This window comes from Lacibacter sediminis (assembly GCF_014168535.1).
In the GTDB taxonomy this organism is placed as follows: domain Bacteria; phylum Bacteroidota; class Bacteroidia; order Chitinophagales; family Chitinophagaceae; genus Lacibacter; species Lacibacter sediminis.
In genome coordinates this window covers 4,536,029-4,560,039 of the sequence record NZ_CP060007.1, presented here as the reverse complement: position 1 = coordinate 4,560,039, position 24,011 = coordinate 4,536,029, and the positions used below count along the sequence as shown (strand labels likewise).

Annotated in this window: 20 protein-coding genes and 2 tRNA genes; 12 read left to right on the top strand and 10 right to left on the bottom strand. The window is 40.8% G+C overall.

Going from position 1 to position 24,011, the window contains the following annotated elements; all coding sequences use genetic code 11:
* Positions 1-83 precede the first annotated feature (83 nt).
* The 6 genes from galB (at position 84) to H4075_RS19370 (ending at position 9,449) form a co-directional block, all read left to right on the top strand.
* Entirely contained in the window at positions 84-2,816 is a 2,733-nt protein-coding gene (gene galB, locus H4075_RS19395) for a beta-galactosidase GalB (protein WP_182802470.1), read from the top strand.
* A 58-nt stretch (positions 2,817-2,874) separates the two neighbouring features.
* Positions 2,875-4,074: a glycoside hydrolase gene (locus H4075_RS19390; RefSeq protein ID WP_182802469.1), complete on the top strand. Its 1,200-nt coding sequence runs from the start codon at positions 2,875-2,877 to the stop codon at positions 4,072-4,074.
* A 113-nt stretch (positions 4,075-4,187) separates the two neighbouring features.
* Positions 4,188-5,666 (top strand): xylulokinase, encoded by a 1,479-nt coding sequence (locus H4075_RS19385; RefSeq protein ID WP_182802468.1) that lies wholly within the window; start codon positions 4,188-4,190, stop codon positions 5,664-5,666.
* Entirely contained in the window at positions 5,633-7,048 is a 1,416-nt protein-coding gene (gene xylA / locus H4075_RS19380) for a xylose isomerase (protein ID WP_255460238.1), read from the top strand. The genes H4075_RS19385 and xylA overlap by 34 nt, the downstream gene beginning before the upstream one ends.
* A 96-nt stretch (positions 7,049-7,144) precedes the next feature.
* Positions 7,145-8,308: a mannonate dehydratase gene (gene uxuA, locus H4075_RS19375; RefSeq protein WP_327059382.1), complete on the top strand. Its 1,164-nt coding sequence runs from the start codon at positions 7,145-7,147 to the stop codon at positions 8,306-8,308.
* Between the two features lie 124 nt (positions 8,309-8,432).
* Entirely contained in the window at positions 8,433-9,449 is a 1,017-nt protein-coding gene (locus tag H4075_RS19370; RefSeq protein ID WP_182802467.1) for a helix-turn-helix transcriptional regulator, read from the top strand.
* A gap of 82 nt (positions 9,450-9,531) precedes the next feature.
* Here H4075_RS19370 and H4075_RS19365 read toward each other — a convergent pair whose 3' ends face one another.
* Positions 9,532-10,005: a thermonuclease family protein gene (locus H4075_RS19365; protein WP_182802466.1), complete on the bottom strand. Its 474-nt coding sequence runs from the start codon at positions 10,003-10,005 to the stop codon at positions 9,532-9,534.
* Between the two features lie 28 nt (positions 10,006-10,033).
* A complete protein-coding gene (locus tag H4075_RS19360; RefSeq protein WP_182802465.1) occupies positions 10,034-10,507 on the bottom strand; it encodes a DUF192 domain-containing protein in 474 nt (157 codons plus the stop codon).
* A gap of 146 nt (positions 10,508-10,653) precedes the next feature.
* Between H4075_RS19360 and H4075_RS19355 the strand changes: the two genes are divergently transcribed.
* Together H4075_RS19355 and H4075_RS19350 are read left to right on the top strand one after the other, a co-directional pair.
* The gene (locus tag H4075_RS19355) at positions 10,654-11,208 is read left to right on the top strand and encodes a DUF2975 domain-containing protein (RefSeq protein ID WP_182802464.1); all 555 of its coding nucleotides are present in this window, start codon (positions 10,654-10,656) and stop codon (positions 11,206-11,208) included.
* 2 nt (positions 11,209-11,210) lie between these two features.
* Positions 11,211-11,417, top strand: coding sequence for a helix-turn-helix domain-containing protein (locus H4075_RS19350; protein WP_182802463.1), 207 nt, complete (start codon positions 11,211-11,213; stop codon positions 11,415-11,417).
* Between the two features lie 180 nt (positions 11,418-11,597).
* On the opposite strand, the gene H4075_RS19345 is transcribed toward H4075_RS19350, so the two are convergent.
* From H4075_RS19345 to H4075_RS19315, 7 genes are all read right to left on the bottom strand, one after another.
* Positions 11,598-14,240: a GH116 family glycosyl-hydrolase gene (locus H4075_RS19345; protein WP_182802462.1), complete on the bottom strand. Its 2,643-nt coding sequence runs from the start codon at positions 14,238-14,240 to the stop codon at positions 11,598-11,600.
* Between the two features lie 80 nt (positions 14,241-14,320).
* Entirely contained in the window at positions 14,321-14,812 is a 492-nt protein-coding gene (locus H4075_RS19340) for an RbsD/FucU domain-containing protein (protein WP_182802461.1), read from the bottom strand.
* A 266-nt stretch (positions 14,813-15,078) separates the two neighbouring features.
* Positions 15,079-15,152: transfer RNA gene (locus H4075_RS19335), tRNA-Asn, on the bottom strand.
* 144 nt (positions 15,153-15,296) lie between these two features.
* Positions 15,297-15,659: a Rieske (2Fe-2S) protein gene (locus tag H4075_RS19330; RefSeq protein WP_182802460.1), complete on the bottom strand. Its 363-nt coding sequence runs from the start codon at positions 15,657-15,659 to the stop codon at positions 15,297-15,299.
* Positions 15,659-16,849, bottom strand: coding sequence for a GTPase HflX (hflX, locus tag H4075_RS19325; protein ID WP_182802459.1), 1,191 nt, complete (start codon positions 16,847-16,849; stop codon positions 15,659-15,661). Before hflX ends, H4075_RS19330 begins: the two co-directional genes overlap by 1 nt.
* 101 nt (positions 16,850-16,950) lie before the next feature.
* Complete coding sequence (locus H4075_RS19320) at positions 16,951-17,694, bottom strand: outer membrane beta-barrel protein (protein WP_182802458.1); 744 nt, start codon at positions 17,692-17,694, stop codon at positions 16,951-16,953.
* A 149-nt stretch (positions 17,695-17,843) separates the two neighbouring features.
* Positions 17,844-17,917: transfer RNA gene (locus tag H4075_RS19315), tRNA-Ile, on the bottom strand.
* A 136-nt stretch (positions 17,918-18,053) separates the two neighbouring features.
* Between H4075_RS19315 and H4075_RS19310 the strand changes: the two genes are divergently transcribed.
* Positions 18,054-18,677, top strand: coding sequence for an HAD family hydrolase (locus H4075_RS19310; RefSeq protein ID WP_182802457.1), 624 nt, complete (start codon positions 18,054-18,056; stop codon positions 18,675-18,677).
* A gap of 88 nt (positions 18,678-18,765) precedes the next feature.
* Here H4075_RS19310 and H4075_RS19305 read toward each other — a convergent pair whose 3' ends face one another.
* Positions 18,766-19,002, bottom strand: a complete 237-nt coding sequence (locus H4075_RS19305) for a hypothetical protein (protein WP_182802456.1) — start codon at positions 19,000-19,002, stop codon at positions 18,766-18,768.
* A gap of 175 nt (positions 19,003-19,177) precedes the next feature.
* Between H4075_RS19305 and H4075_RS19300 the strand changes: the two genes are divergently transcribed.
* From H4075_RS19300 to infB, 3 genes are all read left to right on the top strand, one after another.
* The gene (locus tag H4075_RS19300) at positions 19,178-19,651 is read left to right on the top strand and encodes an LSm family protein (RefSeq protein ID WP_182802455.1); all 474 of its coding nucleotides are present in this window, start codon (positions 19,178-19,180) and stop codon (positions 19,649-19,651) included.
* 49 nt (positions 19,652-19,700) lie between these two features.
* On the top strand, positions 19,701-20,948 hold the full coding sequence (gene nusA / locus H4075_RS19295; RefSeq protein WP_182802454.1) for a transcription termination factor NusA: 1,248 nt from the start codon (positions 19,701-19,703) through the stop codon (positions 20,946-20,948).
* Between the two features lie 85 nt (positions 20,949-21,033).
* Complete coding sequence (infB, locus tag H4075_RS19290; RefSeq protein WP_182802453.1) at positions 21,034-23,925, top strand: translation initiation factor IF-2; 2,892 nt, start codon at positions 21,034-21,036, stop codon at positions 23,923-23,925.
* The last annotated feature ends 86 nt before the right edge of the window (positions 23,926-24,011 follow it).

Here is a 24,011-nt window from a genome sequence, read left to right as displayed (position 1 = left end):
TATTTCTCCTTTTCATAATTCTTAAACAAAACATATTTTAGAATATTTAGTAACAAAGACACAAATTAATTCGGCGATTAAGAATGAATTACAAAAGTCTATTTGTAAATATACTTTTAGCAGGAGCACTGATTATTTGTGTGGGCTTGGTGCCTTTTAGCGTTGTATCGCAAAGCAGCAGGCAGAGAATTTCAATAAATCAAAGTTGGTATTTTTTGAAAGGAGATCCTTCAGGAACAAAAGGATTGTCTTACGATGTTCGTCCCGATGTTACAGATAGAAATGACAATGTAGTTGCAGATACAAAACCAACAGAAGGTGTTACAGTTTCATCTGCTGATACTGTATTAAAAAAGTGGATACTGCCTTCTGCAAATGAATTTATTAAAGACATTTCAAAACATCATCGACGTCCAACGGGAAATCCGGGTGCAGATGTTGCGTTTACACAAACAAATTTTAATGACAGTGAGTGGGAGAAAATAGATCTTCCACACGATTGGGCAATTGATGGCCCTTTTTATACTGAAGCAAATGCAATAGTTGGCGGCGGTATGGGACGCTTGCCTGTACAAGGTATTGGTTGGTACAGGAAGAAATTGAATATAACTGCTTCTGATAAAGACAAAACTATTTACCTCGATATTGATGGTGCGATGTCTTATGCCAGTGTTTGGTGTAACGGTAATCTTGTTGGCGGATGGCCTTACGGTTATAATTCGTTTCGTTTAGATCTTACTCCCTATGTTAACCCGGGAGGAGAAAATCAAATTGCCATTCGGTTAGATAATCCTACCAACTCTGCAAGGTGGTATCCTGGCGGAGGTATTTACCGGAATGTTTGGCTTACAAAAGTAAACCCCGTGCATGTAGCACATTGGGGAACGTTTATTACTACGAAAAATATATCTGCGTCAGCCGCAACAATTGATGTTACTGTGCAGATTGAAAATAAATCGACAGGCAATCAAAACATACAGGTTGTAACAGAACTGTTTTTGTTTGATGCGAAGTTGAATAGGAAAGGATACAAAATTGCAGTCTCATCTCCATCAACTGTTTCTGTGAAAGCAGGAACAGTCAATAAAGTTGAAAAAAGTATCAGTATTAAAAATCCATTATTGTGGGGGCCTCGTCCTGCACAAAAACCAAATTTGTATGTAGCTGTTACACGTTTGTATGCAAACGGAAAGCTGGTTGACGAATATGAAACGCAATTCGGCATACGTTCCCTCACATTCGATCCCGTAAAAGGGTTATTGGTGAATGGAAAGCCGGTGCGTATTCAGGGAGTTAATCAACACCACGATCTCGGCGCATTAGGTGCAGCGTTTAATACACGTGCCGCAGAACGCCAGTTGGAAATTTTGCGTGAGTTAGGTTGTAATGCAATTCGCCTTGCACATAATCCACCAGCACCTGAATTACTTGAATTAACTGATCGCATGGGATTTCTGGTGATCGATGAAATATTCGATAGTTGGGAGCGCAAGAAAACACCGCTTGATTTTCATTTGATCTTTAAAGATTGGTATGAAGCTGACACAAGATCATTTATAAGAAGAGATCGTAATCATCCTTCCATTATTGCATGGAGTTATGGCAATGAAGTAGGTGAACAATATACAGGTGATACCGGTGCAATTGTATCAAAGAAATTATATGACATTGTAAAAGAGGAAGATCCAACAAGACCTGCAACAGCATCCATGAACTATGCAAAGCCCGATATGCCTTTTGCTGCAGTGATGGATATCATCAGTTTAAATTATCAAGGTGAAGGTATTCGTGACGCTCCGGCCTATGCACATTTGAGAGGAATCAGAACATCGCCATTATATCCGGCTTTTCATCAAAAGTTTCCCGAAAAATTAATTGTCAGCAGTGAAACGGCATCGGCACTTAGTACAAGAGGCTCTTATATTTTTCCTGTAACAAAAGGTAACAGTGCCCCGGTGAGCGATAGTACAGGTGGTGATCCTGTAAATAAATATGTAAGCGCATACGAACTTTATACTGCACAGTTTGGTGCATCGCCTGATAAAGTATTTGCATCGCAGGACAAGCATCCCTTTGTTGCCGGCGAATTTGTTTGGAGTGGTTGGGATTATTTAGGTGAGCCTACTCCTTATTATTCTGCACGTAGTTCTTATTGCGGCATTATTGATCTGGCAGGATTTAAGAAAGATCGTTTCTATTTATATCAATCCCGTTGGCGTCCAAATCTTCCAATGGTACATATTCTGCCGCATTGGAATTGGCCGGATCGTATAGGTCATATAACACCTGTACACATTTTTACTTCTGCTGATGAAGTGGAGCTTTTCTTAAATGGTCGTTCACTTGGCAGAAAGAAAAAAGTAGCCTTTGAATACAGGTTGCGTTGGGATGAGGTGAAGTATGAACCTGGCGTGTTAAAAGCCATTGCATATAAAGGCGGTAAGAAATGGGCAGAAGAAACGATGCAGACAACCGGCACTGCTTCTCAGTTAAAATTAACTGCCGATCGAAATACAATTATTGCTGATGGTGATGATCTTTCATTTATCACGGTGAAACTGCAGGATAAAAATGGATTGTTTGTAGCAGATACAAATAACAAGATCAGTTTTAGCATTGAAGGACCGGGAGAAATTGTGGCAACAGATAATGGTGATCCTGCTGATCTTGTTTCGTTTGCATCAAAGGAGAGGAAAGCTTATTTCGGATTAGCTCTGGTGATCGTTCGCTCAGTAAAAGGCAAGCATGGTATTATTAAGATAAAAGCATCCTCGCAGGGACTTAAGCCAACTGTTATTCAAATAAACAGTAAATAAATTTTTATAGTTAATGAGCATGTACAAAATAGTTTTATCGTTGATTTTATTTCTGAGCATGTTTTCATGTAAAAAAGAAAAGAATAAAAACAACGCTAATAATGCGGCAACAGTAGAAGCGAGTATTAACATTTCCGGCAATGATAACAAGCAGGTAATTCAGGGTTTTGGGTGTGCTACTGTTTTTGCTCCACCAAATACTTCAGCATTAACTTCTGAAGAATTTGACCGGCTTTTTGGTTCTGCTAATGGTCAGGTAGGTTTAAATACGTTGAGAATAAGAATAGCAACTGATGATGCATGGAGAGCAATAGAATTGAATTATGCAAAGATGGCTATCCAACGTGGTGCAAAAGTTTTTGCAAGCCCCTGGAGTCCGCCTGCCAATATGAAAACGAATAACAGTTTAATTAAAGGAAAACTGCTTCCGGATAGTGCAGCCGCATATGCAAAATACCTGAATGATTTTGCGGTATACATGGCAAATAATGGTGCTCCTTTGTATGGAGTGTCTGTTCAAAATGAACCCGATTGGGAACCGAGCTATGAAGGTTGTGTATGGACGGCAATTGAAATGAGAGATTTTTTAAAAAATCACGGTGCTGCGATAACGGCTACCCGTTTAATAGCGCCTGAATTAGTAAATAATAATCAAACCTATGTAAATACAATATTGTCCGACGACGCCGCTGCTGCAAACTTAGATATTTTGGGTACGCATCTTTACGGCGGCGGCATTATTGAAAATGCATTGGCCACAGCAAAAGGCAAAGAAGTATGGATGACAGAACATTTAGATACACTCACAACATATACCGCTAACTTAAATACAGCAATTGAAATACATGACTGTTTTACCAAGGCAAATTTCAATGCTTACATCTGGTGGTATGGCAAACGTTTTTATGGTCTCATCGGACAGGATGGCATTGTTACGAAGCGGGGATATATTGTCTCACATTTTGCAAGATTTATAAAGCAAGGAGCAATACGTTTAGGTACTTCCGCTAACACAAGAAATGATGTACTGATTTCTGCATACAGGAATGGAACAAAAAAAGTGATAGTGGCTATCAATTGGGGTGTTTATAATGTGAAGCAGAAAATCAATTTTCAGAGTGCTGCGGTTACATCAGTAATCCCGTATGTGACCACTTCATCGAAAAACGTAGAGCAAGGTGCCGCACTTACATTGGAGAATAATGTTTTGGAATATACATTACCAGCCGGCAGTATCGTAACGTTTGTGGAACAATAATTTTTGAATAAAATAAAATTACTCATGTTAGTTTGTTAAGGGTCATAATCAACAACGGGGGAGTGTATCTTCATTCCCCCCTATTTTAAAAATTGAAAAATGTACTTTTGAATATGTTGCTATTAGGAATTGATATTGGTACTTCGTCTATTAAAGTTTCGGTGGTTGATGCACTATCGCAACAACGCATTGTTTCTGTATCGTGGCCCGAAACTGAAACAGAGATCATTTCAAAACAACCAGGCTGGGCAGAACAATCTCCTTCCATGTGGTGGGAACATACCCAGCAGGCAATTTTAAAAGCAAACGCTACAAAGAAATATGATCCAACAGCTATTTCGGCGATTGGTATTTCTTACCAGATGCATGGATTGGTAGTCCTTGACAAGAATAACAATGTACTACGTGACAGTATTATCTGGTGTGATAGTCGGGCAGTAGAGATCGGCAATCAGGCATTTGATGCAATTGGTCCATCCAATTCATTGCAGCATTTATTGAACTCGCCAGGAAATTTTACTGCAAGTAAACTCGCCTGGGTAAAGCAAAACGAACCTGCTCTGTATGAACAGATCGATAAAATCATGTTGCCGGGCGATTATATTGCTTTGCAATTAACCGGATCTGCAACAACAAGTATCTCTGCCTTATCGGAAGGTGTATTCTGGGATTTTGTAAACAATGAACTTTCGGAAGATGTGTTCAGCCATTATGGTTTCAGCAAATCAGTGATCCCGGAAATCAGAGATGTGTTTACAGAACACGGACAGCTTTCATCAGCAAACGCATCAACACTCGGATTAAAGACCGGCATACCTGTCACCTACAAAGCAGGTGATCAGCCAAACAATGCATTATCATTAAACGTACTCGAAGCAGGCGAAGTAGCAGCAACAGCAGGTACTAGTGGCGTGATCTATGGAGTGAGTGATGAATTGACCTTCGATCCGCAATCACGTATCAACAGCTTCGCACACGTAAACCATACTGCCGCACAAAAAAGAATTGGTGTGTTGCTTTGCATCAACGGTACAGGTATCTTAAATCGTTGGGTAAAAAATACAACGGGCAATCAATCATACCAACAAATGAATGAAGCAGCAGCAACGGTTTCCATTGGCAGCAACGGATTGTTTGTACTCCCGTTTGGTAACGGTGCAGAACGGATGCTTGAAAATAAAATTGCCGGCGCACATGTGCAGCAGCTCGACTTCAACATTCACACAAATGCACATCTTTTTCGAGCTTCACAGGAAGGTATTGCATTTGCGTTTCGGTATGGACTGGATATAATGCGTGAGAACAAAATGAATCCATCCATTATTCGTGCAGGCAGAGCCAATATGTTTTTAAGTGATGTGTTTACCAGAGCATTTGTGAATACATTAAATATTCCGGTAGAGCTACACAACTGCGATGGCAGTGTTGGCGCAGCATTGGGTGCAGGGATTGGCGCAGGTATCTACAAACATCCAAAAGAAGCATTCAGCAACGCAGCGCCATTAGCAGTGATTGAACCTGACAGTACAGTACAGCAGTATAATTCTTTATACGAAGAATGGAATACATTGCTGCAAAAACAACTGAGTTAATAAAACAACCAATCGATAACGCTGCTGCACAACAGCAGGCAAATAAACAACCAATGACAGTAGTAACAGGACAAACCGAATTTTTCAAAGGTATTCCTCAAATAAAATTTGAAGGAACAGGAACCGATAACCCATTAGCATTTCGATGGTACGATGAAAACAGGATCGTAGCAGGTAAAAGTATGAAAGCGTGGTTACGGTTCGCATGTGCTTACTGGCACAGCTTTGTAGGCAGTGGTGCCGATCCGTTTGGTGAACCCACGCATATTTTCCCATGGGACAAAAAAACAGATGCAGTAGAGCGTGCAAAAGATAAAGCAGATGCTGCGTTTGAATTCATCACGAAATTGAATCTGCCTTATTATTGTTTTCATGATGTGGATGTGGTGGACTATACCAACGACATCCATGAAAATGATCGCAGACTTCAGGCGTTAACACAATACCTCGGCGAGAAGCAGGCAGCAAGTGGTGTAAAACTTTTATGGGGTACAGCCAACCTATTTTCCAATCGCCGTTACATGAATGGTGCTGCTACCAATCCTGATTTTCATGTACTCACTCACGGTGCAGCACAAGTGAAAGCAGCGTTGGATGCAACAATTGCATTAGGTGGCGAGAACTATGTGTTCTGGGGTGGAAGAGAAGGGTACATGAGTTTGCTCAACACCAACATGCAAAGAGAGAAAGAACATCTTGCACGTTTCCTTCATACAGCCAAAGATTATGCACGTAAGAATGGCTTTAAAGGAACCTTCTTTATCGAACCAAAACCTTGTGAGCCGAGCAAGCATCAATACGATTACGATTGTGAAACAGTGATCGGCTTCTTACGTCAGTATGATCTGTTGAATGATTTCAAAATTAATATTGAAGTAAACCATGCAACACTGGCTGGTCACACATTCCAGCATGAATTACAGGTTGCAGCTGATGCAGGTATGCTTGGTTCAATGGATGCAAACCGTGGCGATTACCAGAATGGCTGGGATACCGATCAGTTTCCGAATAATATCAATGAATTAGCAGAAGCAATGCTGGTTGTTGTAGAAGCAGGTGGTCTTGCTGGTGGTGGTATCAACTTCGATGCAAAGATCCGCAGAAACAGTACCGATGCGGAAGATCTGTTTCATGCACATATTGGCGGTATGGATACGTTTGCACGTGCGCTCATTATTGCTGATAATATTATGCAGAAATCTGATTACAAAAAAATCAGAACCGATCGTTATGCTTCTTTCGATAGCAGTAAGGGAAAAGAATTCGAAGAGGGTAAACTTTCATTGGAAGATCTCCGTGCTTATGCAATTGAAAACGGGGAGCCTGCAGTAAAAAGCGGCAAGCAGGAATACCTTGAGAATATTGTGAACCGGTTTATTTGATCATAAATGGCCTGGAACTTGCTTACAATAAGAAGTAAAATTTTTATTGTAAGCATTTTTATTTCCGCAAAGTACATTTGCACAAACGAATGAATTATGTTAATGCATCAAACCATGCGCTGGTACGGGCCTAATGATCCGGTAAGTTTAGCTGATATCAGACAAGCGGGTTGTGCCGGTGTTGTTACCGCACTTCATCATGTGCCTGTTGGCGATATATGGACAACCGATGAAATATTGTTGCGTAAACAAATGATCGAAGATGCAGGAATGACTTGGACGGTGATTGAAAGTTTGCCGGTGAGCGATGATATCAAGCGTCAGTCGGGTAATTACATGTATCATATCGAAAATTATAAAGTGAGTTTGCGAAATGTAGCGGCTTGTGGTTTAAAGGTGGTGACCTATAATTTTATGCCGGTGCTTGATTGGTTGCGCACTGACATTGCGTATCCAATGGTTGATGGCAGTACCGCACTTTATTTTAACCGGCTTGATTATGTAATTTTTGATTTGTTCTTATTGCAGCGTCCTGATGCGATAGCTGGTTATAAGGAAGAAGAAATTGCAAGAGCCAATGAACGTTTTGGTAACATGACTGAGGAGCGATGTACAAAACTCTTCAGCAATATGATGTTGGGCCTGCCGGGCAGTGATGATGCATTTACTCCTGAACAGGTATTAACAGAATTGAAGAAATACGAAGGTATTGATGTTGCAAAACTCAAAGAGCATTTGTTTTATTTTTTAGAGCAGGTTGTTCCTGTTGCAGAAGAATGTGGATTAAAGATGGCGATCCATCCTGATGATCCTCCATACTCCGTGCTGGGATTGCCACGTATCATGAGTACAGAACAGGATGCCGCTGATCTGCTTGCTGCAGTTCCATCACCTGCAAATGGATTGTGTTTCTGCACCGGTTCATTCGGTGCAAGAAAAGATAATAATATTCCTGCCATGCTGAAGCGTTTTGGTGATCATATTCATTTTCTTCATTTGCGTAATACCAAGCGTGATGAAGAAGGGAATTTTTATGAAGCTGATCATTTGGCTGGCGATACAGAAATGTATGATGTGATCAAAGAAATTGTATTACTGCAACGTAGAAGAAATATTTCGATTCCCATGCGTCCAGATCATGGACACCAGATGCTGGATGATCTGAAAAAGAAAACTTATCCCGGCTATTCTGCTATTGGTCGCCTGAAAGGTTTGGCAGAATTAAGAGGGGTGGAGTATGCGTTGGATAAAGCGATCTAATTTTATTCAGATCAAATAATAGCGGGCTGATAGAAGGAATTGAAACCTTTCTGTCGGCCCTTTTTCTTCTATATCTATCCATCAAATAAAACCTTCCTATTTTCGGTGAAAGAAGAGCTCTTGTATGCCCGTAAATAAAAGTGCCGCTATCCGTTATCGCATCATCGATCGTTGTTTGCGTAACCGGCAACATAAATATCCCACAAAAGAATACATCCGTCAGCGATGTATGGAAGAATTGTATGGCGATATGGCTGATGATATTTCAGTATCAACCATTGAAAAAGATATTGTGGCCATGCGTGAGGATGCAGGGCTTGGTTATTTTGCTCCCATTAAATATGATCGTTTACACAAAGGTTATTTTTATGAAGATGCAGAGTATAGTATCGATGGTATGTCGTTGAATGAAGAGGAGAGTGAAGCGTTACGCAGTGCCGCACATACACTAAGTTTATTTGCAGATGTGCCCTTGTTTGAAAACCTGAAAGAAGCGATTGAAAAGATCAACACACGTTTATCGCTTTCGGCAAATCTCGAAGATCCATCTATTAATCAATATGTGCAGTTTGAAAAACCGGTAACACAAAAGGGGAAGGATTGGATCAAACCCTTGTATGAAGCAATTGTTAACCGCTTACCTATTACGTTTACTTACTTCAATATTTATAAGAACGAAACACGCACGCATGAACTGGAACCGTACTTATTGAAAGAGGTGCGTAATAAATGGTATCTCATTGGCTGGACGAACAAGCATAATAACTTCACCACTTATGCGCTTGATCGCATAACCAGTTTAGATAAAGGAGTGAAAGCATTTAAGTATCGTCGTGATTTTAACCCCGATGATTTCTTTAAATATTCAACGGGTATTATGGAAGGTCCTAAGCCGAAAGAAAAAGTGGTGCTGGAAGTGTATGGACCTGCTTCACGTATGCTGCAGGTAAGTCCCATGCATCATACACAACAGATCATTAAAGAAGCAACTGATAAATTAACAGTTGAACTGGAAGTAACCGTAACGGAAGAATTCATTCACCAATTGCTGGGTATCTGTAATGAAATGAAAGTGATTAAACCAGCAACACTCAAGAAACGCATGAAAGAAGAGTTGCGGAAAGCGATGGGGTATTATTAGTTTCTACACACAGAGGAGTTGAGAATGCAGAGAAGAAATTTAATCATGTGTTTTCATCAGTCTTATCAGTGTCATCAGCGGTCTATTTCTTCTTCCGCCAATCCCAGGGTGCAACCGGGTTAACTACACTCCACAAACCGAGCTTTTGCTTTCTTGCTTGTAACTCTGCGTTTGCTAATTCTTTATTGGATGAATATTTTGTGAAATGCCACGCCATACCTTTTACGACTAACTCTTTATTGATCCAAAGTTTTTGTTGCGTGTACACTTCAGCGATCTTTCGCTTGTTACGATCTGTATCTGTTACCACAACCGTTAATACCTGGCCGTTACACAACTGCCCGAGTAATTGTTTTGATGCGTCGGAAAACTCCTGCTTCTTTTCAGGTGCATCAATACCCGCCAATCGAACACGATGATTTATTGTTCCAACTAAAAGATCAAACGTATCACCATCAATAATGCGAACAGCTTTTCCTTTTAATATGTAAACAGGTTTAGGTGCAAAGGCCAGCAACGGTAACAGCAAAAAAGAAAGCAAAACAAGACGGAGCATATAATTATTCATTCAGCTTCTTAACGACTTAACTGACCTTTTGTTTTTGCAGAAATGCAAAAGAAGTAAGTTTTACTGTATGTTGTTGTTCACGAATGTTCCATTTTTTGCAAAACCCTACAGGAACAACGATAGCATATGCACAATCAATAAAAAACTGCACAAACAATGCATCGCCTTCTTTTCGCTTTGGCATGGTGAATGTTTTGCTGATGGTGCCTGTTGCATCAACCAAGATCACCTCCACATCAAAACTATAACCGAACCATACAGCACTTTGCTGATCCACTCCGGGGAAATGCAGCACCAACGGTTTACGGAATTGGTATTGGCTGCGGTAGTTGAGCGATTGATAAATTTCAGCAGAGGTTACTGCTTCTTCTGCCTCAACAGGAGAATAATGCTGGCGACCTTCACAAATACTGAAATAACATTTGTTGCTGAATGGAAATGAAAGCTGTTGCATGATCTGTTCTTTAATACTGTAAAAGAACGAACTCACTTTGCAGCCTATTTACGGAGTGAACAAGAAAGGAGAAATTTAGTGGTGGCGGAATGCAGGCAAACAATTTTGCCGATATTTTATAAATATTTATTGTTTTTCAATAAATATTTATTTATTTTTGCATTTCAACTAAACTACTTTGTATGGAAATTAAAATTACCACACAACACATACTTGCTGTTTTAAACGTAATAGCATGGATTATTTTTATTGGTGTTTGCATTGAAGCCGGTGGTTTCTTATTCAACGCTTTTTATACACTTGCTGTGAAACCTAAGGGTGCTGAGTTTTTTTGGAATCACCTGAATTTATTAAGCCTTTACCAATTCAGTAAAAGTCATTTCATAACTGAACTTGCGCTCATCAATATTGTAGCCATATTAAGGGCAATCATGTTTTACGTGATCGTAAAGTTTTTGTACGACAAAAAGTTAGACTTATCAAAGCCCTTCAACATGGAACTACGACGCTTCATTTTAATTATAGGATATTTATCATTAGGCATCAGCTTCTTTTCGGTTTGGGGAACCAACTATACTGATTGGCTGGTAAGCAAAGGAGTAACCATGCCCAGTGTTCATCAACTTCGTATTGCAGGCGCCGATGTTTGGGTGTTTATGAGTGTGGTGCTTTTTGTGATTGCACAAATTTTTAAAAGAGGCATCGAACTTCAATCTGAAAATGATTTAACCGTATAACGATGGCAATAATTGTAAATCTTGATGTGATGATGGCCAAACGGAAAATGAGTTTAAATGAACTTTCAGATAAAGTAGGATTAACGCTGGCCAACTTATCGATCCTTAAAACAGGGAAAGCGAAAGCCATTCGTTTCAGCACATTGGAAGCTATCTGTAAAGTATTGGATTGCCAGCCGGGAGATATATTGGAATATAAACAAGAGTAGGTTATAGTATTTGACACTCTGCAACTAAAAAAAGCCCCGCATTTTCTGCGAGGCTTTTACTCACCCGGTTGATGAAAGATGTAGCTATGACTTACAGCGAAAATCGATCATGAATTACATGAACATATCGCTTACTGAAATTGCACATTTCTATTGTCAATGAATACCTGAAGCCCGGCATCAATTCCGTGGCCCTGTTGGCAATTCAAACGTTACGTTTTGATTTTCTTTTATGATGACAGGAGATTTGAGTTCTTTAACCAGCTCTTTTCCAAGTGTAATCTTTTTCAATTCGATGCTTCCATAGTTCACAGAAAGATTTGCCTGGTAACCTTTGCCCGTTTTTACAATCGTACACATACCCCACGCACTCCCGTTCGACCAAAAATAATTACCCTCTTTATTGGTGAACGTTATGGATTTGTCAACAGCCGAAAAACCAAAACCGCTCTGTTGAATGATTGCTGCCCATGAAGCCATTGCTCTTGCATAGTGATGGCCGCATTCTGCTTCATCAAACGGATTTCTTTTTTGGCCATCGTAGCGGTCACGAATGTTGTTAATAACATCAATGCCTTCCTGTTGCATGCCTTCGTACAACATGCCAATAGCCGCAGTATATTCAAATCCTGTCATTACCTCAGACCAGTAGGGGAAAGGAATTGCAGGGCGACCACCTTTTGGCCAACTGGCCATTAGTAATGCCTTTTCATTTCCCATAGCATAAGAGCGCATATTGTTGAAGTGCTCGTACATCGTTTCCCTCTTATTGTATTTCAAGATGCTCTGCAAAGTGGTCTTTATATTTTCTTCCTTTACCAGGTAACCCAGCCCCAACACATGAGCCATGTATTGCCCTACCAACTGATCAACCAAACAGCCTGACGCCAGCTGATAATCGGGATTATCAATTTGCTTGCTACCCATTCCTGCCATTTGTCCTTTCGGGATAGAAGCTTTACTTATAGGTGTTTGGATTTTTTGAATATAGTATTCACCATTAAATAGATTCTCATCAGTCCACTTAGAACCACTTTGAAACAGCACTCTGCATTTTTTTGCAAACGCAGCATCTTTCATATACATCGCCATTTCTTCACCTGCTCTTAATGCTCCGAGATACCAGAGTTGCATTTGCGGATTAGGACCAAAATATTCAACATCCATTGTATTGTGCTGAACGCCTTCCATCACTCCATCCTGATTTCCATCCCATCCGTTTTCGATCCATACATACGACAAGGCTGTTTTAATTTTTGGCCAATGTTTAATTAAAAAGTCTTTATCACCGGAAAGCTGCCATTCTCTGTAAAATTTCATAATGGTTCCCATTTGCCCATCTGCAGCTGCTACATTAATTCCGGAACCGGATTCTACTAATGGAAGATTGGTTCTAAATCCCATATGCCCGGTTTCTCTCATAGCATAACCAAATTCAACCTCACGCATTGTTTTGGCTAAACTATTAAACAGATAAGGTGTGGCTTGTTCGTAATTCCAAACGTGTGTACACGAACCTTTGCAGGAACCAAATCTATCCATCACGCCTTCCCATCCAAACATTTTTCCATCTGTAGTGCGAAATACAGTTTGTGAACGCAGGGTGCTTAAATTGAATAGAGCAGCTTCTTTAATTACATCAGGATAACTGCTGCTCATAAAAGCATTTACAAAATCAACTGTTTTCTGTGTTAAGGTTGGCAACCGGTCAATTTCTTTTTCAATAACATTCCAGGCGTCTGCATATTGTGTTGCATAGTAGTTTCCAACGTTTGATTTTGACCACGCAAACCGGTTAGGAAAATGCCATGTTAAATAAAAGGTGAATGTTTTTTTCTCTCCGGCCTTGAGTGTTTTTAAAACAGCAAGTGAAGCCATTGGGTCAGGATCAATCAGTTTCGTTTTTTCAGTCAGCATTCCATCTGCAGCGAAATCATCCCAAAAGTCAAGCAACGCATTTCCCCATTCATTTTGTGCAGAGCTTGTTCTGTAGGTAACTTTTCCATTTTCTTCAAGCGGGGCAGTAAGTGCCATTGTTCCCCATGCAGGAGATGCTTTATCAACGCCATCTGAATACATATAAATGCCCGAAAAATTTTTACCGGAGCGATATGCATTTTTGTTTTCTTTTGCACCTGTTGGAATATAATCTCCTTTCCAGTCTGATGTATATTCACTGCCGTCTTTCCCAATAAAATTTCTGATGTTTCCTGAAATGGATATGTCAATGGTTTCATTGCTGATGTTTTCCACTTCATATTTTATGATGGCAACAGGAATTCCCGAGGCATCTGCATTGCCCGGTATAAAAGGATTGTAGGCAAGCAGTTTAACTTTAACCGGCATTGTGCTGTCGGATAAGCTTACCATACCAAACGGATAGGTAGATGCAAATGAAGCATTTCTGAACCGGGGCAATCCATGATGATTTACCGAACGACCTTCGTAATGTTGATAATCCGCAAAATGTATCGGGCCTAAAAGAGCCTTCGACTTTGGGGTTTCATCTTTCTTCTTTGTATAAATAGAAAAAAAAGGGGCGTCGTTACCGGTGGTTACAGTACTGTAATTTTTGGCGGGAACATTCATGATCTCCCAGTCTCTGAACTCTCCGCTTCCCCCAAATGATACTGTTCCGGTACCAATACCACCGATTGGCATGGCAATACGGTAAAGATGCTCCTTATCATATTTTTTCAAAACCGGTATGCCTTCACTTAGCAGTTCGTGTTGGGCTTTTACAGAATCTGGTAAAACAACTGTTATAAGTAATAAAATGATGATCAGGTTTTGGATTGGGTGCAGGTAAATTCTCTTTCTCATTTTCTACAGTTATTTAGTACGTAAGTCAAATTAGTTTTTCGTGTTTAACACTGTCTAAATATGTTGGGGCATTTGGTTTTTTACTTCGAAATTAATTTTGCTCGTAAGTTTTTTTCGGCTTCTGCATTCCAATAACCACATTCCAACTGAAAGAAAACGGATGTATAAGGTATTGCCAGATCCGTTTTAATGATCAGCACGTTGAACAGTTTTGCAGATACATCCAGTTCCTGAATGATCTGTTCATGCAACATGCTTTTAACAGGCTTACCTTGAAATAGTTTATTCAGTTTAGTTCGATAGGCTTCGATACCCTTAGCGTCCTTTTCAGGAACAAATGCCATTTCTTTATCGATGATAATGTTGGCATCTACATGTTTGGCTTTTTCAATTAACTGCAAAACAAACTCAACTGCTTCCAGCTGGTTGGCATCAATCTTTATTGTTTTAATGGCCGGATTGCTTTGTTGCGGGTAAGCGCCGTCTGCAATAACGATCCAATTTCTATGACCATACAGATTTAATGTGCTCTCCACCTCGGATTTCCAATCCTTTACTTCTGACTTTACCATATTTTTTTGTTGTTCGTGATCTGGCGTCGAACAGGATAGTAATGCACTCAACAGTATAAAAAGTGTTACTCTGTTACTCATAATTTCTTCTTGTTATTTTCCCTCGATTAAGTTCCGCGTTTCAGCTGAATTTACAAGTAATAGGTCGTTTACGTTTTCCGCTTCAGGGTTTTGACACACTATTACCCCCCATTTGATTTGTATGTTCCCCATATGCACAAAAAAAAAGCAGCTGTGAAATAATTCACAACTGCTTGAGTTTTTTGCTCCCCCCGCTGGACTTGAACCAGCGACCCTCTGATTAACAGTCAGATGCTCTAACCAACTGAGCTAGGGAGGAATCTGTTTAAAATCCAAGAGTTCAAATTCCAAGATCCAATGTCCACGCTTTGATGCTTTGGATTTTGGTTATTGTATTTTCACCATTGGGGTTGCAAAAATAGGGGATTTTGCTTTTTTGCTATCTATTTCTGCATAACTTTTTTTATTTAAAAAAGCCGAAGAACGAACTCTCTTCCAAACCGATATAAATTCCATCAGTTCTTGTTTCAATGGGATAGGTCTTGAGATAGTATCCTTCGCCACTTGTATTGCGACCGTTCTGCAAACTGAACTTGTAACGGTGGAGGGGACAAACAATATTTCCCAACGGATCTACATAACCATCAGCGAGGTGGCCGCCGGCATGTGGACATTTATGCGTACAAGCCAATACCTGTTCCCCATGTTTGGCAATGCAGATGGTTTTACCTTTTACAGTTACTTCACAAAGACCATTTTCCTGCCAAAAAAAATCGTTGATGGATTCCCCGATTTTTATCCAGTTGTATTTCTTTTCCCCCGCCATCAATACAGAAATTCAGTTTTGTAAGGATAACGGATCTTGTAATTTGTGCGAACCTGTTCTAATATCCGATCTCTTAATTCAGCAATGTTTCTTTTTTCTGTTGCCGAAATGAAGACACAGTTACCCTGTGTATCGTTTTCCCAGCGTTCTTTTAATTCCTTCAGGATGGTTTCTTTAATATCATCGCCCAGCCATTCATCGAAATGCTTTTCTTCATACAGATCCATTTTGTTGAAAATGGTAATGACAGGTTTATCATGGCATTTCAAATCCTGGAGCGTTTTGTTTACCACATTGATCTGGTCTTCGTATTGCAGATGCGAAATATCTACCACGTGCAGCAACACATCACTTTCACGCACTTCATCAAGTGTACTTTTAAAACTCTCCACTAAATGATGTGGTAATTTCCGGATGAACCCTACCGTATCACTCAATAAAAAAGGCGTGTTTTCGAATACCACTTTACTGGTAGTGGTATCAAGCGTTGCAAACAATTTATTTTCTGCAAATACATCCCTTTTGCTGAGAATATTCATGAGTGTGCTCTTTCCGACATTGGTATAACCTACCAAAGCAACACGAATAAATTCACCACGATCCTTACGTTGTGTGAAGGCTTGCTTATCAATTTCAGCCAGACGCTTTCGGAGTAAGGAGATCTTATCTTTTACAATACGACGATCGGTTTCAATCTCCGTTTCACCCGGACCTCTTGTGCCCACACCACCACCTTGCCGTTCAAGGTGTTTCCACATGCCTTTCAATCTTGGTAAAATGTATTGATATTGTGCCAGCTCTACTTGTGTTTTGGCTTGTGCAGTTTTTGCACGGCGGGCAAAAATATCGAGGATAAGATCACTTCGGTCGATGGTGTAAATACCAACTTCCTTTTCGATGTTCATGATCTGGGCACCAGTGAGTTCATCATCAAAAATTACAAGGGTAATATCATGCCCCTGCACATAATTTTTGATCTCTTCCAGCTTTCCTTTTCCCACAAATGTTTTGCTATCAGGACGGGGCAGTTTCTGCATAAACCGTTTGATGGTTACAGCACCGGCCGTTTCGGCAAGAAATGCCAATTCATCCATGTACTCCTGCACCTGTAATTCTGTTTGTCCTTTTTGCACTACGCCCACAATAATGGCCCGCTCTTCCTGTTGTATTTCCTGTTTACGTTCAATCACTTTATAAAAAATTCAAGAACAAAGGTAATTGAACTTGCCTGAGGGCAAAGAAAAAAGCGTGACGGAGTCCGCCACGCTTTCAAATTTCTATCTGTAAAGAATTATAACCCGGTTAATGTAAGACCAAACGTTACGGGTCTGATCTGGTTAGGACCTTGTCCTTCTTTAATAAAATCATTCAACTGGTACTGACCAAAGATGGCGAAGTTGCCCATGCCGATTCTTGCTGTGGCAGCTAAACGCAATGTATTAAAATGCTTTTTGTCTTTTTCTTTTAATACATAAGCAACATTACCGTTTGCATCCGACGTAAATCTTGTTTTATCGTTGGCACTGATCAACGTACCCACTTTTACACCAAGTGCAAATTTTAAACTCTTGTTGGGTTGTGTTGGATCAACCATAAAACGTAGTTCAACCGGTGCTTCTAAATACACGGTTGCCAGTTTCATTGATTTGTATTTATTCAAAGTGTCTTTTCCCTGGTGGGGAGCAAACTGGAAAGAGTTACTGTTGATGATGTTGAGGTTGCGGCCTGCATTTTTATCGAAATACATATTATCGGCGCCAACACCTGCACCTAAACCAACACTGAAACGGGGATCGGTCTTAAATGGAAAGTCGAATGAGAAATATGCATTCACTGTTCTGGCCAAACCTTTTGTAGCAATGCTGTCGGGTTTTTGCAACCAGGTGAGATAACCTATTTGAAAAATGAGATGATCTTTCGGACGGTTGCCAAGATTTACTTTCGACCAGTCTTTCTTTTTCTTTTTTTCTGTTTCCTGGGCGGTTAATGAAAAACCTGCAGCAAGGAGGAACGTAAACAGTATTAGTTTCTTCATAATTTGTAAAGAGGCAAAAGTATCTGCTTATCGGTTAAGCAAAGGTTAAAGCCATTTTTATGATAAAGCCGGGAAGACGGAAAGGCGAGAAGTAATCTTTAAGTTCAACTCATTTCCCGTCTTTCTGCCTTACCGGCATTTATTATTCGTGGATCCTGTAGGATTTGAACCTACGACCCTCTGATTATGAGTCAGATGCTCTAACCGACTGAGCTAAGGATCCGGCCTTTTGGGCGGGGGCAAAGATAGAAAAATCGATGTATCGTGCTGCTATAATTTCAAGAGATATTTTTTGCCCTTCAAAAGAAAGAAATTCTGAACCTGAATCATCATTTGAAACAGTCTTGTTTCTTTGCAGTATGCAACAAACAAAAGCGATCATATTCGACCTTGGTGGTGTATTGCTCGATATCGATTTTAAGTTGAGCGAAAAAGCCTTTGCTAAATTGGGTGTTACCAACTTCTCTGACTTTTTCAACCAGTTTCATAGCAACGATCTGTTCAGGAGATTGGAAACAGGAATGGATGATCAATTATTTTATGATGATCTGCGTGCAGCAACCGGTTTATCGTTAACCAATGTACAGATCAAGGATGCGTGGAATGCATTACTGCTCGATTTCAGACCTGAAAGTGTGGCCGTATTACCTCAGCTGAGAGAGAAGTATGATTTGTATTTACTTAGTAACACCAATGAAATTCATTTGCAGGAATTTCAACGCAGGTACGAGGCTTGGAGGCCTGGGCAGGTGTTTGATGATTTGTTTGATGCGGCTTATTATTCGCACCGTATCGGTCATCGCAAACCCAATTCCTCAGCCTTTGAATATGTATTGGAGAAGCATGGGTTGAATGCAACTGAAACAATATTTATCGACGATAGTATCAATAATATTGAAGCAGCTCAACAACTGGGGTTACAAACAGTGCATTTGAAAGCCGGAATGAAAGTGGAGGAACTTGGTCTGATGCAGGATGTATGATTTCTGATTTTAGATTTACCACTTGTTCCTTGGATTTTGTGCATTGGTTCTTCTCTCTTGTGCCTTGTCCCTTGGATATTGTGCCTTCTTATTTTACTTCTTCAAACTCAATATAATCACCTTCTTTAGGAGTGAGCGGTTCCTTTACAGGTTGAGGGCGTTGTGCAGCAGCCTGTTGCTGTTGTTGTTCCTGCATACGTGTTTGAAATTCATTCATCTTGCTTTTCATAGTTCGTGCAGCCCTTGTTACAGGAATAACAAATCTGAAAATAAAACGGAACACAAAATAGATCAGGAGTCCGTAGAGTAAATAACGTAGTAACATGATGCTGCAAAGATAAATTAAACCGCTTCCCTTTGTGTGAAGATTCCCCTAAAGCTTACCGTTGAATACAGGCTGAAAAAAATTTTTCCATTACCCTGTATTCTCTTACATTTGCGGTCGGATAAAAGAAACAGTGGAAGGGAACGGAAAACGTTCCCTTCTTTATTTTCCTTACATGAACTTAGAACAAAAGACAGAAAGCATCAGGCAAATGATGGAAGAAGTGATCAGCAATGATCCTGATTGTTTCCTGGTAGACGTAAAACTGAAACCGGGCAATAATATACAGGTGTTTGTTGATGCCGATGCAGGTTTACCCATCAGCCGCTGCATCCAGTATAACCGGGCTTTGTACAAACGAATAGAAGAAACAACACTTTTCAACGAAGGTGATTTCGCACTGGAAGTTTCCTCTCCGGGTTTGGAAGAACCACTGAAACTCAACCGTCAGTACACCAAAAATATTGGCCGGCAGGTGGAAGTGATCATGAAAGATGGCCGCAAACTTGAGGGCAAATTACTATCAGCAGGTGAACTGGAAGTAACGCTGGAAGAAACAAAGGGAAAAGGTAAAAAACAGGAAGTGATACAACACAACCTGGTTTATGCAGATATTAAATCAACTAAAATTCAAATTGTATTTAACTGATTACGGTTGCTGACAGTGAAAACAACCGGACTATTTAAAAAAAAGTGTTATGGCAAGTATCAATCTTATTGAGAGTTTCCAGGAGTTTAAGGATGCGGAAAATATCGACCGTCCCACGATGATGAAAGTGCTGGAAGATGTGTTTAAAACATTGCTTCGTAAGAAATATGGCAGTGACGATAACTTCGATGTGATCGTAAATACGGAGAAGGGTGATCTTGAGATCATGCGTCGTCGTACCATTGTGGAAGATGGACAGGTAGAAGATCCGTTGGCGCAGATTGCCTATACAGATGCTGTGAAGCTGGAACCTGATTATGAAGTGGGCGAAGAGTTATATGAAGATGTAGATATTCATGATTTCGGCCGCCGTGCTATACTTGCTGCAAAGCAAACACTGGCAAGCCGTATCGGTGATCTTAAGAAGAACGTATTGGTAAAAAAATATTCTGACCGTATTGGTGAAATTCTGAGTGCAGAAGTTTACCAGGTTTGGAAGAAGGAAGTATTGTTGCTCGATGAAGAAGGAAATGAATTATTGTTGCCAAAGAGTGAGCAGATTCCACAGGATTATTTCAAGAAAGGCGAGAACATCCGTGCTGTGATTAAGAAGGTGGAGCTGAAAAATAATGCACCTGTGATTATTTTGTCGAGAACAAGTCCGTTGTTCCTTGCTAAATTGCTCGAAATTGAAGTGCCGGAGATCTTTGATGGTTTGATCGTTATCAGAAAAATTGTGCGTGAACCGGGAGAAAGAGCGAAAGTTGCAGTTGAAAGCTTCGATGATCGTATCGATCCGGTGGGTGCCTGCGTAGGGATGAAAGGTAGCCGTATCCATGGTATCGTTCGTGAACTGAAGAATGAAAATATTGATGTGATCAATTACACAGCGAACATCAATCTGCTTATCCAACGTTCATTAACACCTGCCAAGATCACAAGCATGGACATTGATCAGGATAGAAAACATGCTGAAGTTTACCTGAAACCCGACCAGGTTTCATTGGCAATTGGTAAGCGTGGTGTAAACATTAAACTCGCCTGTGAATTAACTGGCTTTGAAATTGATGTTTATCGTGATACAGAAGAAGAAGTAAATGAATTTGATATCGATCTGGATGAATTTACAGATGAGATCGAAGGTTGGGTGATTGATGAGTTGAAACGCATTGGTTGCGATACGGCACGCAGTGTATTGGAATTAACAGCAGAAGAATTAGAACGTCGTACAGATCTGGAGAAAGAAACCATTGAAGATGTACGTCGTGTATTGAAAGAAGAGTTTGAAAAAGAGTAACTGTAAAAAGTTATTTAGATAAGATTTATATAAACAATTAAACAAGATATTCCCTCGTACTGAGGTATGGCAAGGGAAGTTCATTATGTCAGAAAGTAATACACCACGTTTAATGGCCGCTGCCAAGGAATTCAATATCGGCAAGGACACCCTTATTGATTTTTTGGCCAACAAAGGCTTCAATAAAGACGATCTTAAGCCCACTGCAAAGCTTACGGAAGGTATGTACCGTGCGTTGCAGGCAGAATTCTCATCTGATAAACTGGCGAAAGCAAAAAGTGATCAGATCGAAATTCCCAAGGGTGGTATGTCTGATTTGAAGAAGAAAAAAGAAGAAGAGGACATTTCGATCAGGAAGGAAGTAAAAAAGGTTGTAAAAGAAGAGCCAAAGGTGGAAGAAGTAAAACCGGTTGAGGCGCCGGTAGTGGTAGAACAACCACCCGTGGTAGTGGTGGCAGAAGTGCCAAAAGTGGAAGAGATCGTACAACCACAACCTGAGCCCGAAGTAACAAAGGTGGAAGCGCCGGAAGTGGAAGGTCCAAAGATCATTACCAAGATCGATCTTGATAAAATTGATTCTTCTACACGACCTAAGAAGATCGAAAAGAAAAAGAAAGAAGAACCCAAGGAAGAAGTTGTGGTTCCTGAAGTAAAAGAAGAAGTGGTGGCACCTGTAGCAGTAGCAGTTACCGAAGAACCAGTAGCGGAAGAAGATGAAGAAGTGGTAATTGAAAACATTAAAGCCGACAAACTGGAAGGACCTAAGATCCTCGGCAAAATTGAACTTCCTGTTAATTCAGATACAAGACCTAAGCCTGTTATAACCGATAAGGATAAAGAAAAGCGTAAGCGCAAACGTATCCCTATTGATAAGAAAGGCAGTCAACCTCCGCAAGGTGGTGGTCAGCAACAAGGCCAGGGTGGCCAGCAAGGTGGCGGCTTCCAAAATAGGGGCGGTCAGCAACAAGGCGGTGGTCAGCGCAGAGAAGGCGGATCAAGAATCGGACCTCCACAAAGAGCCGGTAGCCGTCCTGCAATCACCCGTCGTGAAGACAAAGTGATCGATGCAAAAGAGATCCAGGAAAAACTCCGTGAAACACAAGCCAAACTTTCAGGCCAGGGTGGTCGTGGTAAGAGCTTAAAAGCTAAATACCGCAAACTCAAGCGTGATGAAATGGCTGATAACATGCCGGAGGGTGGCGAAGACAACAAGCTGCAGGTAACAGAATTCATCAGTGCTGCTGAATTGGCAAGCTTGATGGATGTATCAGCAACTGATGTTGTGGCAAAATGTTTCAGTTTGGGTATGATGGTTTCAATCAACCAACGTCTTGATGCTGAATTGATTGAATTGGTGGCAGGTGAATTCGGCTTTGAAGTAGAGTTCATTGATATGGAGAAGCAGGCAGAAATGGAGGAGGAAGAAGAGGATGATGATGTTGACAGCCTGCAGCCACGTGCACCAATCGTTACCATTATGGGTCACGTTGATCATGGTAAAACATCATTGCTCGATTATATCCGTAATGCAAACGTAGTATCTGGCGAGGCCGGAGGTATTACCCAGCACATTGGCGCTTATGAAGTAACCAATGCAGCAGGTAAAAAGATCACCTTCCTCGATACACCCGGTCACGAAGCGTTTACGGCTATGCGTGCCCGTGGTGCCAAGGTTACGGATGTTGCCGTGATAGTTGTAGCTGCGGACGATGCAGTGATGCCGCAAACAAAAGAAGCCATCAGCCATGCGCAGGCAGCTGGTGTGCCAATGATCTTTGCAGTAAACAAGATCGATAAAGACGGAGCAAATCCGCAAAAAATATACGAGCAGTTATCTCAAATGAACATTCTTGTTGAAGAGTGGGGTGGTAAATTCCAAAGCCAGGAACTCTCTGCCAAGAAAGGATTGAACGTAGATAAGCTCCTCGAAAAAATATTGCTGGAAGCTGAATTGCTTGAACTGAAAGCAAATCCTGAGCGTGAAGGAACAGGTTCAATCATTGAAGCATCGTTGGATAAAGGCCGTGGATATGTTGCTACAATCCTTGTACAGAACGGAACACTTAAACAAGGTGATCTGATCGTATCTGGTCAGTACTACGGACGTATCAAAGCCATGTTCAACGAGCGTAACCAGCGTATTGATAAAGCAGGTCCATCAACACCTGTTCAGATACTTGGTTTGAATGGTGCACCGCAAGCGGGTGAGAAATTCAAGGTGTATGAAGATGAAGCTGAAGCAAAAGAAATTGCCGGCCGTCGTGCACAGATCCTCCGTGAGCAAGGTATCAGAACCAAGAAACATATCACACTCGATGAGATCGGTCGTCGTTTGGCACTTGGTAACTTTAAAGAACTCAACCTCATCATCAAAGGTGACGTGGATGGTTCGGTAGAAGCCTTAACCGATTCGTTGCAGAAGCTTTCAACTGAAGAAATTGCCGTGAACGTAGTTCATAAGGCAGTTGGTCAGATATCTGAGGCCGATGTTACATTGGCAAGCGCATCTGATGCGATCCTGATCGGCTTTAACGTTCGTCCTTCATTGCAGGCATCACGCCTCGCTGAGCAGGAAGGCGTGGAGATCAAGAACTACTCCATCATCTATAATGCCATTGAAGAAGTGAAGAGTGCGATGGAAGGCTTGTTGGAACCGAAGATCACAGAGAAAGAAGTTGCTACAGTTGAAATACGTGAAGTGTACAAGTTCGATAAAGCAACTGTTGCCGGTTGTTATGTGCTCGATGGAAAAATGAAGCGTGATGCGAAGATCCGTTTGTTCCGTGATGGTGTATTGGTATACCCACGTACAGAAGGTGGTTTCGCTGAACTGGGTAGCTTGAAACGTTTCAAAGACGATGCAAAAGAAGTTGCATCGAATATGGAATGTGGTTTAACGATCAAGAATTTCGCAGATCTGAACGTAGGCGATACCATTGTTGCCTTTGAAGAAGAAGAAGTGAAACGTACTTTATAAGCTGCAAAGCATAGAAACTGTTAAAACAAAGATGGCCGTGCTCGAAAGACGGCCATCTCTATTACTTTTGACGCTCATCTCTTAAG

Bases quoted from the DNA above. Each gene is read 5' to 3' on its own strand.
- infB (WP_182802453.1), top strand. From the start codon at position 21,034: ATGTCAGAAAGTAATACACCACGTTTAATGGCCGCTGCCAAGGAATTC.
- H4075_RS19320 (WP_182802458.1), bottom strand. From the start codon at position 17,694: ATGAAGAAACTAATACTGTTTACGTTCCTCCTTGCTGCAGGTTTTTCA.
- xylA (WP_255460238.1), top strand. From the start codon at position 5,633: ATGGAATACATTGCTGCAAAAACAACTGAGTTAATAAAACAACCAATC.
- H4075_RS19310 (WP_182802457.1), top strand. From the start codon at position 18,054: ATGCAACAAACAAAAGCGATCATATTCGACCTTGGTGGTGTATTGCTC.
- H4075_RS19300 (WP_182802455.1), top strand. From the start codon at position 19,178: ATGAACTTAGAACAAAAGACAGAAAGCATCAGGCAAATGATGGAAGAA.
- H4075_RS19355 (WP_182802464.1), top strand. From the start codon at position 10,654: ATGGAAATTAAAATTACCACACAACACATACTTGCTGTTTTAAACGTA.
- uxuA (WP_327059382.1), top strand. From the start codon at position 7,145: ATGTTAATGCATCAAACCATGCGCTGGTACGGGCCTAATGATCCGGTA.
- H4075_RS19305 (WP_182802456.1), bottom strand. From the start codon at position 19,002: ATGTTACTACGTTATTTACTCTACGGACTCCTGATCTATTTTGTGTTC.
- H4075_RS19365 (WP_182802466.1), bottom strand. From the start codon at position 10,005: ATGCTCCGTCTTGTTTTGCTTTCTTTTTTGCTGTTACCGTTGCTGGCC.
- galB (WP_182802470.1), top strand. From the start codon at position 84: ATGAATTACAAAAGTCTATTTGTAAATATACTTTTAGCAGGAGCACTG.
- H4075_RS19370 (WP_182802467.1), top strand. From the start codon at position 8,433: ATGCCCGTAAATAAAAGTGCCGCTATCCGTTATCGCATCATCGATCGT.
- H4075_RS19350 (WP_182802463.1), top strand. From the start codon at position 11,211: ATGGCAATAATTGTAAATCTTGATGTGATGATGGCCAAACGGAAAATG.
- H4075_RS19390 (WP_182802469.1), top strand. From the start codon at position 2,875: ATGTTTTCATGTAAAAAAGAAAAGAATAAAAACAACGCTAATAATGCG.
- H4075_RS19345 (WP_182802462.1), bottom strand. From the start codon at position 14,240: ATGAGAAAGAGAATTTACCTGCACCCAATCCAAAACCTGATCATCATT.
- H4075_RS19385 (WP_182802468.1), top strand. From the start codon at position 4,188: ATGTTGCTATTAGGAATTGATATTGGTACTTCGTCTATTAAAGTTTCG.
- H4075_RS19340 (WP_182802461.1), bottom strand. From the start codon at position 14,812: ATGGTAAAGTCAGAAGTAAAGGATTGGAAATCCGAGGTGGAGAGCACA.
- nusA (WP_182802454.1), top strand. From the start codon at position 19,701: ATGGCAAGTATCAATCTTATTGAGAGTTTCCAGGAGTTTAAGGATGCG.
- H4075_RS19330 (WP_182802460.1), bottom strand. From the start codon at position 15,659: ATGGCGGGGGAAAAGAAATACAACTGGATAAAAATCGGGGAATCCATC.